The organism is Bordetella sp. H567 (assembly GCF_001704295.1).
Classification (GTDB): Bacteria; Pseudomonadota; Gammaproteobacteria; order Burkholderiales; family Burkholderiaceae_B; genus Bordetella_C.
Genome location: NZ_CP012334.1, coordinates 1,004,101 through 1,017,485 on the forward strand (window position 1 = coordinate 1,004,101; position 13,385 = coordinate 1,017,485).

Genomic DNA, 13,385 nt, shown 5'->3' on the forward strand with positions numbered 1-13,385 from the left:
GCCGTTCAGCCGCCTCGTTATGACAGCCAAATCCACCTCCTCGCCCGCGTCGACGCCCCTGGTCGGCGTGATCATGGGCTCATCCAGCGACTGGGAAGTCATGAAGCACGCCGTCACCATGCTGGATGACTTCGGCGTTCCCTGCGAAGCACGTGTCATCTCCGCGCATCGCATGCCGCTGGATATGGCGGAATACGGCGCCGCGGCGCGGGGCCGCGGGTTGCGCGCCATCATCGCCGGCGCGGGCGGGGCGGCGCATCTGCCCGGCATGATGGCCGCGCTGACCGACGTTCCCGTGTTCGGCGTACCGGTGCCTTCCAAATACCTGCGCGGCGAGGACTCCCTGCTTTCCATCGTCCAGATGCCCAAGGGCGTGCCGGTGGCCACCTTCGCCATCGGCGAGGCCGGGGCCGCCAACGCCGCCCTGCACGTGATCGCCAACCTGGCCACCACGGACGACGCCCTGCACGCGAAGCTGGCGGACTTCCGGGCCCGCCAGACGCAGGCGGCGCGGGATATGCATGTGCCGCCTCCGGGGGCGCAGCAATGAGCACCAACGGTATGATCGTCGAGCCGGGCGGCTGGCTGGGCCTGATGGGTGGCGGCCAGCTGGGCCGCATGTTCTGCCATGCCGCGCAAAGCCTGGGCTACAAGGTGGCCGTTCTGGATCCGGCGGCCGATGGCCCGGCGGCGATGGTGGCGGACCGCCACATCCTCGCGGGCTATGACGATACGGCGGGCCTGGACGAACTGGCGCGCACCTGCCGCGCCGTCACCACCGAATTCGAGAACGTCCCGGCCGACAGCCTGCGCGCCCTGGCGGCCCGTTGCCGTGTCAGTCCGTCGGCCGATGCCGTTGCCGTCGTACAGGACCGCATCGCGGAAAAAACCTTCATTGCCGGGCAAGGGATACCCGTGGCGCCCCACGTGGCGGTGCGCGGCGACGACGACCTGCGCGCCGCGCCCGATACGCTGTTCCCCGGCATCCTGAAAGTGGCGCGGCTGGGCTATGACGGCAAGGGGCAGGCGCGGGTGCAGACGCGCGAACAGGCGCTGGCGGCCTTCGAGGCCTTCGGCCGCGTGCCCTGCGTGCTCGAAGCCCTGATGCCGCTGGATCACGAAATCTCGGTGGTGATCGCCCGCGGCTTCGATGGCGCGACCGTCATGTTCCCCGTGGCCCGCAACGTGCATCGCGACGGCATCCTGGCGGTGTCCACCGTGGACCGTGCGGCCTTGTCCGGCCCCGATGCGGCGCTCGAGCGCGCCGCCGGCGATGCCGCCCTGCGCATTGCCGCCGGCCTGGGCTATCACGGCGTGTTGTGCGTCGAGTTCTTCGTGCTGCGCGACGGGTCGCTGCTGGTCAACGAAATCGCGCCGCGCCCGCACAACAGCGGCCACTACACCATCGATGCCTGTGTCACCAGCCAGTTCGAACAACAAGCCCGCGCGATGGCCGGCCTGCCGCTGGGCAGCACGGACCTGCTGGCGCCCGCCGTCATGCTGAACATCCTGGGCGATATCTGGTACGAGCCGGGCACGGATCGGCAGCGCGAGCCCGATTGGGCGGCGGCGCTGGCCGTACCCAGCGCCAAGCTGCACCTGTACGGCAAGCGCGATGCGCGCCGCGGCCGCAAGATGGGCCACGTGACCATCGTCGCGTCCACCATGTCGCAGGCGCGCCGCGACGCCGCCGCCGTGGCGGCCGCGCTGGGCATGGCCGCGCCCTGACTCCCGCAGGAAATCCCGCCATGGCGCCAGCGTTCGAAGACGAAGCCACCGATGCCCAGATCGCGCATGCCGCCCGCGTGCTGGCCCAGGGCCAACTGGTGGCCTTTCCCACCGAAACGGTCTACGGGCTGGGCGCCGATGCCGAAAACCCGCTGGCGGTGGGGCGCATCTATGCCGCCAAGGGACGGCCGTCGAATCACCCTGTCATCGTGCACGTCGCGCCCGAGGCGGACCTGTCGTACTGGGCCGCCGATATTCCCGCGCAGGCGCGCGCACTGATCGACGCCTTCTGGCCCGGTCCGCTGACCCTGATTCTGAAGCGGGCGCCGCACATCGATCCCGCCGTCAGCGGCGGCCAGGACAGCGTGGGCGTGCGCTGCCCGTCGCATCCTGTGGCGCAGCGGCTGCTGCGCGCGTTCGCGGCACTGAAGCTCAACGGCCAGGGCGGCGTGGCCGGCCCGTCGGCCAACCGCTTCGGCCATGTATCGCCGACGCGCGCCGAACACGTGCGCGCCGAATTCCCCGATGAAGTCGCGCAGGGCATGCCGGTGCTGCAGGGCGGGGCTGCCGCCGTGGGCATCGAATCCACCATCGTGGACCTGTCGCGGGTGGATCGTGGCCTGGGGCCGGTCCTGCTGCGCCCGGGCCATATATCCGCCGCGGATATCGCGCGGGTGCTGGGCGTGTCGCCCGCGCTGCCGGATGCGGCCGCGCCGCGCGCGTCCGGCACGCTGCGCGCCCATTACGCGCCGCGCACGCCGCTGGCCCTGGCCACGCGCGAACAACTGGAAGCGGCGGCCGTGGGTATCGGCCTGCCGGAAGACGGCCGCACGGTCGCGGTGGCCTATACGCCGCGGCCGCTGGAACTCGATCCGCGGCTGGTCTGGCAGCCGGTGGCCGCCGATCCGGCCCTGTATGCGCAGGCGTTGTACGCGCTGCTGCGCGAACTGGACGGCATGGGGTATCGCCGCATCCTGGTCGAAGCGCCGCCGCGCACGCCGGAATGGGCGGCGGTGAACGACCGCATCGGTCGCGCCGCGGCCGCTTTTGAATTCTGACGGCGGCGCGAAAGCCCGCCAGGCATGGCCGGGTTGCCGCTCGTGCGGCCCGGTGCTCCACCTTATCGGCTAAGTGTTCCACCTAATTGCCCGGCGGTCCGGCGCGGCTTACGCTGCGCCGCCTATATGCAGGACCGGCCGGCGGCTAGCCCGGCGATGCGGCGCCCATGTGCCCACAAGGCCGGCGGCGCCGCGCACGAGGAGAACACCCATGAAGAAGTTTCTTACCCTGACGGCCGGCGCCCTGGCGCTGGCGGGCGCCGCGCACGTCGCGATCGCCGGTCCCACCCTGGATGCGGTCAAGAAGAAAGGCTACGTGCAGTGCGGCTTGAGCGATGGCGTAACGGGCTTCAGCGCGACCGACAGCAAAGGCGAATGGGCCGGCATGGACGTGGACATCTGCCGCGCCATCGCCGCGGCGGCGCTGGGCGATGCCGGCAAGTTCAAGGGCACGGCCTTGTCCACCCAGCAGCGCTTCACGGCGCTGCAGTCCGGCGAAGTGGATGTCCTTTTGCGCACCGTGACGCTGACGCAGACGCGCGACACCTCGCTGGGGCTGGCGGCCGTGGCGGCCAGCTTCTACGACGGACAAGGCATCCTGGTGCGCAAGTCGCTGAACGTGAAGAGCGCCAAGGAGCTGGATGGATCGACGGTCTGCGTGCAGCCGGGTACCACCACCGAGCTCAATCTGTCCGACTGGTTCCGCGCCAACAACATCAAGTTCACCCCGGTGGTCATCGACAAGGTGACCGAAGTGGTGCGCGCCTTCGAGTCCGGCCGTTGCGATGCCTTTACCGACGATGCATCCCAGCTGGCCGCGGTGCGGGCCTCGCAGGTGGCCAATCCCAACGACTATGACATCCTGCCGGAACGCCTGTCCAAGGAGCCGCTGGGGCCGATGGTGCGGCAAGGCGATGAAAACTGGTTGGGCATCGTGCGGTGGACCTTGTTCGCGCTGATGGAGGCGGAGGAATACGGCATCACGCAGAAGAACGTGGACCAAATGCTCAAAAGCACCAATCCCAACGTACTGCGCATCCTGGGCGTGACGCCGGGCGCGGGCAAGAACATGGGGCTGGACGAGAAGTGGGCCTATAACGCCATCAAGGCGGTTGGCAACTACGGGGAAATCTTCGAGCGCAACGTCGGTAGCGGCAGCAAGCTGGGGCTCAAACGGGGTGTCAACGCGTTGTGGAACCAGGGTGGGGCGATGTATCCCTGGCCGATACGCTGACCGGGCTCGCCTTGCACGCCCGGATAGCGTTCCAGCACGCCGGGTTGCGCGGCCAGCGCGGCGCTGCTGCCCCGATGCGCCTTGTCGCTAAGTCTTCGGCACGAACGCCTTGATCGCCTCGATGACGGTTTGCGGCTGGTCGCGGTGCGGCGAATGTCCACAATCGGGCAATACCCGCATGGTCGCGCGCGGAGCGCGCCGGGCGATACTTTCGATCTGCGCCAGGCTGCCGTAGTTGTCGTCCGTCCCTTGCAATGCCAGCACGGGGCAGCGTATGTCGGACAGGGCCGATTCGATATTCCAGGCGCGGAAGGCCGGGTCCAGCCAGATGTCGTTCCATCCCCAGAACGCCGAGTCCGGGTCATCGTGGTAGCGCGCCAGCTTGTCGCGCAGGTCCGCTTCCAGATAGGCCCGCCGCGCGGCTTCGATATTGCGCACCGTGATGTCTTCGACGAAGACATGCGGCGCGGCGGCGATGACGCCCGCGACCGCGTCGGGATGGTGGGACGCGTAGAGCAGGGCGATCGAGCCGCCGTCGCTGTGCCCGTAGAAAACGGGCCGGTCGCGGTGCGCGTCCACGCCCAGCGCTTGCAGCAGCGCCGGCAGGACATCGCGGGCCTGGTCGTGCAGGTATTCGACCGGCCATTTTTCTTGCGTGGGCCGCGGCGTGGAGCGGCCATATCCGGGCCGCGAATAGAGCAGGCCGCGGCAGCCGGCGGCCTCGCAGGCGTGGGCGGGCCAGTCCCGCCACGTCGACAGCGATCCCAGCCCTTCGTGAAGGAAGACCAGGAGCGGCGCATCGCCGCTTCCCGGCGTGATCCATTGGTATTCCAGGCGCATTTCGCGGCCCGCGGCCCGCAGCGAAATCCAGGCCGGTTCCTGTCGGTCATCCAGGGGCATCATGTTCTCTCCGATAACGGCGGCTTCCAGGGAAGGCTGCGTGCGGGATCGATACGTCTGCCGCTTCGGCCCGCGATGCCCATGGCTGGCAACCGGTTTCGATTCCGGCATGGTAACCGGCGTGCCGGCCGCCTGGCGCAGCGCGGCCGTGCAAGCCGCCCGGGATTGGTCTATCCTCCACCAGGCCTTGTGCCGCCAAGGCAGGCTGCATTTCGAGACCTACTGACCGCGACGCTTCCCACGCCCACGCGCCCGAACGGCGCATGGCCGGGCGCAGGGGCCGGCGCGGCCGCCAAGGGGAAGCCGTTCCATGAAGTTCGCCGATTTCAAGCAGGGCATGGTGATCCATGCCGGTCCGGTCACCGTCACGGAGGCCGAGATCCTGGAATTCGCCCGCAAATACGATCCGCAGTGGTTCCACACCGACGTCCAGCGCGCCCAGCAGGGCCGGTGGGGCGGGCTGATCGCCAGCGGCTGGCACACGTGCGCCATGGCGATGCGCATGGCGGTGGACGCGGTCTTGCGCGATTCCGAATCCTTCGGTTCGCCGGGCCTGGGCGAAGTGCGCTGGCGCGTGCCGGTACGCCCCGGCGACAAGCTGCGGCTGGAGGCGCGCGTGCATGGCGTGCGGGTGTCTTCGTCGCGCAAGGATCTGGGCATCGTCACCTGGGGCTGGATCGTCCACAACCAGCACGACGAAGCGGTGCTGGAGCTGGACGCGACCAGCCTGTTCGAACTGGGCGAGAGCCCGTCCGCTTGATTGCCGGGATGATGTCGCGCATGTTCGGCCTGGGCGTCCGGCGGGCGGCCAGCATGGCGGACAGGCCGGCGGGCCGGCCGGCCAGGCGCTACACGCCCGTCCGCGCGATTCCGCGCATGCTCGCACCGGCGACGCTTATCGCCGCCCTGCTGTCGGGTATCGCCGGGCCCGCCATGGGCGCGCCGCCACGCGCGGCCGCATCCCGGCCCGCCCCGGCGGAAAACTACACCTTGCGCCAGGCGGTGACGGCCTGGGACATGCTTTACAAGGTGGACATCCTATGTCCCGACGGAGAACTCGAACGCCAGGCTCGCCGCTTGAAGGAACTGGAAGCGGTCGCCAACCAGCGCCTGAAGCTGTCCGCCAAGGCGGTGCTGGAAAAGCTGCAGGACGAGACGCCGCCGGTGCTGATGACGCCGGAGCAGGCCGTGCGCGTGGTGTCGAATGCCGGCGGCTGCAAGACTGATGCCCTGGCCCAGTGGCGCGGCCGCGCGGCTTTCGTGGCCGACACCGCGCGCCAGGTCCTGGCCGGCCAGGCGCGCGCCGACCGGCAATGGCCACGCGATGCGGCGCTGGAACAGCCGGTGCGGATCACCGTATTGGGGCAGCGCAGCGACGCAACGCATGGCGCGGCGGTCTGGTTGCGCTTGGAGAACCGCGGATCGGCCTCCGCGCGCGTCGCGTTGCTCGCGCCGCAAACCTTCGTCGGCCTGTGTACCCGCCTGTCGATTTCCGGAGTGCCGGTGGAACACGGCTATGCCCCGCGCGACTGGCTGACCGTGCCGCCGCGCGGCCATGCGTCGGTCCTGATGGTCCGCGATTCCTCATGCCCGCGGCAGGCGCGGGTGAACGTCGGGGGCGCCGTCGTGGTCGACACAGGCTCCGGGCCGCGCTATTGGCGCTTCCTGGCGCGCGGCGTCGGCGCGCTGCCCGCGGGCATCCAGCCCTGAACCGCCTGCCATCATCTTGCCGCCGCATCGATAAGGCCCGGACGCCGTCATCCGATATCGCCGAAGGGCATCAGAAGAAGTCGACGCGTATCGGGCCCCAAGGCCGTGTCCATGCCGTCGAGTAGGACCAGGCCGCGCTCGTGATCAGGCAGTCCGCCCACATATACCCCCAGTCGTTCGGCCCGCGACGGCGGTAGCCGATCAGGTTCTCTTTCGGAATCCGGCATGGCACCTGGTCGCCGGGCTTGGCGCCCTTGGGCGCAGTGACGGTGTAGACCTGGACGGGTGCGGGTGGCATGCATATACCGCTCTTGTCATAGCCATTGATATAGAGATGCACCGCGTAGCTATCGCCTTCCTGCACGTCGTCGATCAGCGTCACGTTGAGCACCAGTTCGGTCGGGAAGCTGTATGTGTTGAGCTGCGTCACAGGGCCGTTTATCCACTCGGGCGCCGTATACATCGCGCCTTTGTCAGGATCCGGCATGACCAGCCCCTGGCCGGTCGCGACGAAGCCGACCACCGGCGACGATATGGTGTTCTTATCGGCGAGCAGGACATAGGCCAGGCGATTCATTTGGCCCCGCGTCAACATCGCCATGTACGGCACCTGGAAATCGTTGGCGATCATATCGGGATCGCCGATCCGGGCGTAGTCGTTGCATATGAAGGCGGCCATGCGGTAATAGGCGGCAGCCAATGGCGTGTCGGCGGTGACGGCATAGGAAAGGCTGCTCCAGCTGGGAATGGCAAGCTGCCCATTGGAGCGCGGCAGGTTGGGTGTGGGCAGGTCGGCGGGGGGCAGGCCGAATGCGTAAAACAGCAGGTTCAGGGCGCGATAATCTTGCGACGGCAGGTCTATCCGGGCCAGCAAGCTGCACAGGATCTCGGACTTGCAGCACACATAGATGACAAGTTCGCCATTCTTCAGCGTGGGAACGTGGATGAAGGCGTTCTCGTCCACCGGGATGGGCTGGAAATCCAAATCGAAATACAGCAGGGTACCGGGCGGTTGGTCGTTGCCGATGGCCAGCGGCACGACTGCCGGCCGGTTCGCGTCGTCGACGACCTTTAGTGTGATCTTGAACCTTTGCTGCTCGTTGTGCGGGTCCAGTTGTACACCGGGCGGGCCGTCCAGCGGCGCCGCCAGCTGCTTGTCGGATCGGAAGTAAATGATCTTGGCCATGGTCGTTTCCCATCGCGCCGTGAAGGCGGTTCACGAGGTGCCGTCGGCCTCGTTGCCTGTGTCGTCGCTTACTCTTCCTTCGACTTCCTGCTTCGTCGTATCGGTGGCGGCGAAATTGATCAGGATCGGCTGGGTGAAGCTCGGATAGATGCCGGACCGCTCGCGACCATTCACCTGGTAATCGACCCATAGGTAGCCCGGGTTGGCCGAATCCCTATAGGCGAACCCCTCTGACCATTCCTTGGGAGCGGCGATGGTGACCGTGCTGCCTGCTGGCCAGTGGATCGTATCCACGGTGAACGTGAGCACGTTGGGCGCTTGCGGTACACCTGGGATAGGACCACCGTCGCCCAGCAGCAGGGTGTGCGGCTTATCGTCTTTATAGCCATTCTGATAGAGATATATCCGATATACGTCGCCAATGTTGGCCGCGGGATCGATCTTCAACTCAACATCGAAGCCGGCCACGTCGTTCGAGTCGGCCAGATCGGCCAGCGTCAGGGGCTGATTGGGCGGAGGGTCGCCGTACTTTTTGGCGCCCCACCACGAGGGTTTGACGAGCGATCCTTCTGTGTCGGGATTCGGCATGAGCAGCGGCACCCCCGAGACCGCGAATGCCCAGGGCATCGAGGCTTTCGCGTTCCCGTTACCCTCGTCGGTAAAATACAGGATGCAGTTGTTTCTCCCAGGACCCTGTTCCATCAAGTGGTACGGAAGCTTCACGCCGCTTAGCAGATTTCCATATGAGTAATCCAATCTGTCCACCCGCTTGCCATTGATGATGATGTGCATCGTGGCGTTCTGAGACACACTGGGAGACAGGCTGCTCATCGTATATGTGAAGTAGTATTTTTGCGGCTGGTCGTTCCAGTGAGGTATCACGACCTGGTCTTCTGTTTGGGGCAGCACCATAGGCCCCAGGTCCGGATCGGCGTGTGCCATGGCTTCCTGGAACGTGGAGTAGCAGCACGTCAAGGTTTGGTTGATGCCTTCGTCCAGCGGGTCGGGGGTGGGGCTGGCAAACAGGTTGAAGATGCATCCCGGATAGATATCCATCGAGAAATTATTGATCGTGACGTAAATCATCAGAAGGCCGGTTTTGTCCGTGGATACTGCGGTTCCCGCGAGAACGGTCGCCGTGATGTTTACCTTGTCTTCGCTCCAGTACTGCACACGGTTCTTCTGCTGATCGTCGCCGAGATAGACGTCAGTGGGTCCCTTTGCCTTGTTGCCTTGGTCATCGTATACCTGCACCGTCACAGCGTAATACTGGCCGTCCGACGCGGGAAATTCGGGATTGGAAAGGTTTGTGGCTATGGGGGTGGCGACGAATTTATCGACGTCGATATAAGAAATCAGCATGATCCCTCCAACTGGCGCTATTGAGTTGCCGGCCGCCCACGGCCAGCGGATTAACGATCACTGCACGGGGTCGAGCGACGCCGTATCGATGGGCAGCGTGGATGTCGTTTTCGACCAATATGTTTGGGGATTACCCGATCCCGGTCGTACCATCTTGAAATTCATCCGCAACGTCCCTGGAGACCCGTAGCCGGCCAGATAGGCTTGCGGCAACGGTCCCAGTATCTTGGCTTGCCCCGATGTCAGTTCATCGCCGGCCACGACGGTATATTGCAGCGAGGCTATGTTGCGTATGGGCTCGCTAATGCTCGGACACTGCCTGGTGGCCTTGCTGGGCAGCGGGTACTTGCCCGATAAATAGAAGTACACCGTGATCTCGTCACCCGCCTGATAGGTCCAGCCCGGCGTCGTGGCGGTCGGCAAGATCCTTACCCTCAGGCCATCGACCACATCCGTGGCCTGGATCGACTCCACATCAGGAATCAACAGGGAAGGTGCGATGAGCGTCGGCGTGCTGTCGGGGGCGGGATTGATCTGGGCTTGTCCCGGCGCATCGAATTGGAAATATCCCCTCTGCGAAAGGATGCGCCCGGTACCAACCACATAGGACATGGCGTTGCCCGTCGGCTGCAGCATGGCGTACGCGATGTCGACGCTGTTGGGCGATTGGGCATCCGCCACTTTCCCGGTATAGGCGATCCGGTAATTCAGCAGGATCACGACATCATCATCGGAATTCAGATTCAGGTTGCCGCCGTTCGGGGGAATGCTGGCGGTAAACACCGGATTGGGCCACGTCGACGTGCCGGGGATCTTCAGTTGCGGCGGCGTCGTCGAGGTATCCAGGTCCTGGATGATCAAGGGGTAGACGACGGTCCCATAACTTCCGCCCAGTTGCGTCGGCCACAGTTGGGTGCTGCAGACTGGCTGCTGCGTGCCCGGCGGATAGTACGCCTGCAGCGAGAAGAATGAGGGGTAGCGGGCGCTGACCAGGACTTCGGCCGAGCCGCCGGTGGTCTGTACCGTGAAGACATTCTCCTCCGGTGCGATCTCCGTCCCATCGGGGTAAAAAATCTGTATTGCGGGCGAGGCGGGCGTGGGAATCAGTTGGATCGTGCCCGCGCCTTGGGCGTCGGCCAGCGTCATTTTTGCCGTGATGACCTGGCAGGGAACCGATGGATCGACGCCGCCGAAGGCCGGGTTGGTCGCCCACGGCCTGTCGATCATGATGCCCGTCAACGAGGAAACGTACGTGAAGTTCAGGCTGTACTTCGCGAAGTCGGTCTGGCCTGTGACTGGATTGAAGGCGCTGACGACAAGGATGACGCCTTCGAGATCGCTTGTCCCGTTGTAGGTGATCGTGTTGTGCGAAACGCCATCGGCACCGGTTTGAGTGGGATTGCCTTCGCCAAAACTCAATTCGTACTTCGGTTGAGCGCTATCCTCGACATAGGGATATACCGACCACGTGATCGCCGCGCCCACCACCGGGTCCTTCAGGTCGGGCTCCGTGTATTTCACGCTGATGGGGCAGGCGTAGCCGCTCTGGATAGGCTGGGTGCCGTCGACGCTGATCGTCATCACCTTGGATGCCGGTTCGATATTGTTCGCCGTCATGACCAAGGAAATCTGGCCGCTGTCCTGCTGGCTCGTCTGGGGATTGACGGCACTGACCTGGATCGTCGCCTGGATCATCCCGCCGTTGTATGTACCGGGGCCATGGACGAAGTTGGTCGTCACGCCATTTTCATCGGTCCAGGTGGTGTCCTCCTTCAGCTGCGCCCCGCTTCGGCCGGCGCTCCAGGCAACCTGGCGTTTGCCAGTCACGGGACTGCCGTTGTCGTACACATAGCGCGCCTGCAGTACATGCCAATGCAAGCCGTATAGCGTAATGCCTTCCGGCGACAGGACGTCCAGCCGTGCGGTGTTCGTGTCGGGCGGCGTCTGCGCGGCGGCGATGCTGACGGGCAGGCTGCCGGCCACGGTCTCCTTGGTCGTACCGTTATACGAGCTGGCGAAAACCGTGAAGTCACCCGCCTGATTGGGCCCATAGGCTGTCATATGGGTCGTGGCGACGCCGTTGGCATCCGTGGTCGAAATGTCCGGTGAAAAAACCAGCTGGGCTTGCGGATCATTCTTGGGCTGCCCCGTCCACTGGACGGAAGCGCCCGGCACCCCATTCTTGCCCTTGGTGTAGGTGGCCGTCACCGTAGACGGCGAATAAAGCACGGGCGGGGGGCTGATGGGATTGACGACGATCTTTTCGGTTTCGTCGACCTTGACCACGAAGGTGTAGACGTTGCTGGCAGAATCGTATTGGCCGGAGAAGCGGTTATATGCCTCCGCGCGGATCGCTATGCGTGTATCGGCGGACAGGTCATTCGTTTGCATCGCCACCAAGGCCTTGCCGGTGCTGCTGGACATATCCGTCGGATAGGGCGGATTGAACGCGACATGATCCGGCGGATCGGCGAACCAGCGTACGTACTCGCGCTGGCCGACATTCCCGTCCCAGTATTGGGCCGTGAGGACCTGCACCGTGTTCGCAGGCAGAGGGGTGTATGGGTCCGGCCCCATCTGCATGGGCCGGCTATTCATGAAGGCCGGATTGCCCGTCGTGAACAGCATGGTGAAATAAGCGCGTTCGGGCGCGTTCGACGGATATCCGGTATCCACATAGAACGTGGCGTTATAGAGTGCGTCGGTCAATAGCCCGGTGATCCAGTTTTGCGAGATGCCTTGCGATACCGGGGTGGTCAACGAAGAAAACTTCACCCTGCCGTCGACGGATCCCCACGTGACGTTCCTGCCTTCCATTTCCGCCACGCGACGCGTCAGGCTGAGCTTGACGGCAACCTGTTGTCCTGGGGGGCGCGCGCTCAGTCCGGTGTTGGGGGTCAGCGTCGGCCAGATCGAGACGGGCGTCGAGCGGCGCGCGACGCTGACGACGGCGGGCTGGATCGCATCGCCCGGCGCCATCAGTACGTTTGCGGACGTTACCATCAGGCCAATGTTGACGGGCCCGCTGTATCCGTCGCCCGTCAGGATGTAAACCGTGCTCTGGCCCGCTTCATCGGTATATGAGGTGGTTGTCGAGGCGAAGTACGCATTGGGCGGGTTTTGCCCCACCGTGGAATACGCGACCGGGATAAGGCTGCCGGGCAGGCCGCTCAAATTGGTCCAGTGCAGTGCCTTGTGCTTGGCCGGCGTCCCATCCGCAAGCCGGTAGGTAATCGACATCGGCCACCATTCGCCCTGCACCGGCGAGGTGCCCGGCGTCGCGGTCAAATAGCCGCGGCCGCCCATGGTGGTCGAAAAAGTGATCGGGAACTGGCCCTGGTCGGCGGGCGTGTTCTGAGCCTGCACATAAAGATTGCCGGTCGCATCCTGCGCCACGAAAGGCGGGTTGTCCGCCAGCGCGGACGTCAGCTGGATCTTGACCGTTGCCCAGCCGCTCTTGTCGGTCGTGGGTTTCGGGTCCGCCGGATCGATATAGACGGCGCCGTCGCCCCTGGGTATCAGGGTCTGATTGGGCAATGGGTTCCCAGCGCTGTCCTGGTATCGCACCCAGGCATATTGCGGTACGCCCCAGAACAGTTTCTGATCGCCAAGCGGAAAAAAAATCGTCAGGGTGTTTCCGCTCCCGGTCGGCGCCACGGGTTGCGACGCCGGCGGACTGGCGACGAGCTGGGCAGCGGACGGATGGAAAATCAGTGTGCCCGCGCCGTGCGATCCTGCCGCGGTGACGAAGAATGCGCCTACCTGGTAGATATGGCTATCCGGCGTCTGCACACATATGGTTCCCCTGGCCAGTGCGGATGCCGCCCCCAGTGCTACCCTGTTGCGGCTCACCCCGGCATCGTCCGCCGTGGTCACCGCGTGGTCGAAGCGATGCGCATGGCCATGCACCATCCATTTCACCTGGGCACGCGGCACGGGTACGTTTCTTTCATCTCGCACGCATACGGCCACGTCGATGGTCAGCTCGTCCGTGGTCAGGGTATCCCCGCTGGGCTGCAAAGTCTCGATTCTCATCTGAGTTCCTTCGGCATTGAATACAGGATGGCAGCGGATTGCCGGGATAACGGCGCGAGTACGCCGCACGCATCGATGTGCGTGCCGGAGCCGGGACTTGCCATTTACGACCCTGCGGGCGGGTATCCTCGGCCCGGTCCCGCGGGACTGCGACTTGTTGCTTTGCGCAGTA

At 65.1% G+C, this 13,385-nt stretch carries 11 protein-coding genes; 7 read left to right on the forward strand and 4 right to left on the reverse strand.

What is annotated here, in order from left to right; genetic code table 11:
• Positions 1–19 precede the first annotated feature (19 nt).
• The 4 genes from purE to AKI39_RS04545 all read left to right on the forward strand — a co-directional run bounded on the left by purE (position 20) and on the right by AKI39_RS04545 (position 4,020).
• The gene (gene purE, locus AKI39_RS04530) at positions 20–550 is read left to right on the forward strand and encodes a 5-(carboxyamino)imidazole ribonucleotide mutase (RefSeq protein WP_066632899.1); all 531 of its coding nucleotides are present in this window, start codon (positions 20–22) and stop codon (positions 548–550) included.
• Entirely contained in the window at positions 547–1,728 is a 1,182-nt protein-coding gene (locus AKI39_RS04535) for a 5-(carboxyamino)imidazole ribonucleotide synthase (RefSeq protein ID WP_066632901.1), read from the forward strand. The genes purE and AKI39_RS04535 overlap by 4 nt, the downstream gene beginning before the upstream one ends.
• A 20-nt stretch (positions 1,729–1,748) precedes the next feature.
• Complete coding sequence (locus AKI39_RS04540; RefSeq protein ID WP_066632906.1) at positions 1,749–2,786, forward strand: L-threonylcarbamoyladenylate synthase; 1,038 nt, start codon at positions 1,749–1,751, stop codon at positions 2,784–2,786.
• A gap of 211 nt (positions 2,787–2,997) precedes the next feature.
• Positions 2,998–4,020 (forward strand): amino acid ABC transporter substrate-binding protein, encoded by a 1,023-nt coding sequence (locus tag AKI39_RS04545; protein WP_066632908.1) that lies wholly within the window; start codon positions 2,998–3,000, stop codon positions 4,018–4,020.
• Positions 4,021–4,107: 87 nt separating this feature from the next.
• On the opposite strand, the gene AKI39_RS04550 is transcribed toward AKI39_RS04545, so the two are convergent.
• The gene (locus tag AKI39_RS04550) at positions 4,108–4,920 is read right to left on the reverse strand and encodes an alpha/beta fold hydrolase (RefSeq protein ID WP_145925399.1); all 813 of its coding nucleotides are present in this window, start codon (positions 4,918–4,920) and stop codon (positions 4,108–4,110) included.
• A 1-nt stretch (position 4,921) separates the two neighbouring features.
• Between AKI39_RS04550 and AKI39_RS25420 the strand changes: the two genes are divergently transcribed.
• The 3 genes from AKI39_RS25420 to AKI39_RS04560 all read left to right on the forward strand — a co-directional run bounded on the left by AKI39_RS25420 (position 4,922) and on the right by AKI39_RS04560 (position 6,630).
• Positions 4,922–5,146, forward strand: a complete 225-nt coding sequence (locus AKI39_RS25420; protein WP_145925192.1) for a hypothetical protein — start codon at positions 4,922–4,924, stop codon at positions 5,144–5,146.
• A gap of 84 nt (positions 5,147–5,230) precedes the next feature.
• Complete coding sequence (locus tag AKI39_RS04555; RefSeq protein ID WP_066632914.1) at positions 5,231–5,680, forward strand: MaoC family dehydratase; 450 nt, start codon at positions 5,231–5,233, stop codon at positions 5,678–5,680.
• Positions 5,681–5,688: 8 nt separating this feature from the next.
• Positions 5,689–6,630 carry a hypothetical protein gene (locus AKI39_RS04560; RefSeq protein ID WP_066632916.1) on the forward strand — a complete coding sequence of 314 codons (942 nt, stop codon included), beginning with the start codon at positions 5,689–5,691 and terminating at the stop codon, positions 6,628–6,630.
• Positions 6,631–6,700: 70 nt separating this feature from the next.
• On the opposite strand, the gene AKI39_RS04565 is transcribed toward AKI39_RS04560, so the two are convergent.
• Genes AKI39_RS04565 through AKI39_RS04575 form a run of 3 tightly spaced genes read right to left on the reverse strand, consistent with a single transcriptional unit; the run spans position 6,701 to position 13,213 of the window.
• On the reverse strand, positions 6,701–7,816 hold the full coding sequence (locus tag AKI39_RS04565) for a hypothetical protein (RefSeq protein ID WP_066632925.1): 1,116 nt from the start codon (positions 7,814–7,816) through the stop codon (positions 6,701–6,703).
• Positions 7,817–7,846: 30 nt separating this feature from the next.
• Positions 7,847–9,178 (reverse strand): hypothetical protein, encoded by a 1,332-nt coding sequence (locus AKI39_RS04570; RefSeq protein WP_066632927.1) that lies wholly within the window; start codon positions 9,176–9,178, stop codon positions 7,847–7,849.
• 57 nt (positions 9,179–9,235) lie between these two features.
• Positions 9,236–13,213 (reverse strand): hypothetical protein, encoded by a 3,978-nt coding sequence (locus AKI39_RS04575; protein WP_066632929.1) that lies wholly within the window; start codon positions 13,211–13,213, stop codon positions 9,236–9,238.
• Positions 13,214–13,385: the final 172 nt, after the last annotated feature.

Excerpts from the sequence above, each read along its gene's own strand:
- purE (WP_066632899.1), top strand. The coding sequence starts at position 20 with ATGACAGCCAAATCCACCTCCTCGCCCGCGTCGACGCCCCTGGTCGGC.
- AKI39_RS04535 (WP_066632901.1), top strand. The coding sequence starts at position 547 with ATGAGCACCAACGGTATGATCGTCGAGCCGGGCGGCTGGCTGGGCCTG.
- AKI39_RS04540 (WP_066632906.1), top strand. The coding sequence starts at position 1,749 with ATGGCGCCAGCGTTCGAAGACGAAGCCACCGATGCCCAGATCGCGCAT.
- AKI39_RS04545 (WP_066632908.1), top strand. The coding sequence starts at position 2,998 with ATGAAGAAGTTTCTTACCCTGACGGCCGGCGCCCTGGCGCTGGCGGGC.
- AKI39_RS04550 (WP_145925399.1), bottom strand. The coding sequence starts at position 4,920 with ATGCCCCTGGATGACCGACAGGAACCGGCCTGGATTTCGCTGCGGGCC.
- AKI39_RS25420 (WP_145925192.1), top strand. The coding sequence starts at position 4,922 with ATGTTCTCTCCGATAACGGCGGCTTCCAGGGAAGGCTGCGTGCGGGAT.
- AKI39_RS04555 (WP_066632914.1), top strand. The coding sequence starts at position 5,231 with ATGAAGTTCGCCGATTTCAAGCAGGGCATGGTGATCCATGCCGGTCCG.
- AKI39_RS04560 (WP_066632916.1), top strand. The coding sequence starts at position 5,689 with ATGATGTCGCGCATGTTCGGCCTGGGCGTCCGGCGGGCGGCCAGCATG.
- AKI39_RS04565 (WP_066632925.1), bottom strand. The coding sequence starts at position 7,816 with ATGGCCAAGATCATTTACTTCCGATCCGACAAGCAGCTGGCGGCGCCG.
- AKI39_RS04570 (WP_066632927.1), bottom strand. The coding sequence starts at position 9,178 with ATGCTGATTTCTTATATCGACGTCGATAAATTCGTCGCCACCCCCATA.
- AKI39_RS04575 (WP_066632929.1), bottom strand. The coding sequence starts at position 13,213 with ATGAGAATCGAGACTTTGCAGCCCAGCGGGGATACCCTGACCACGGAC.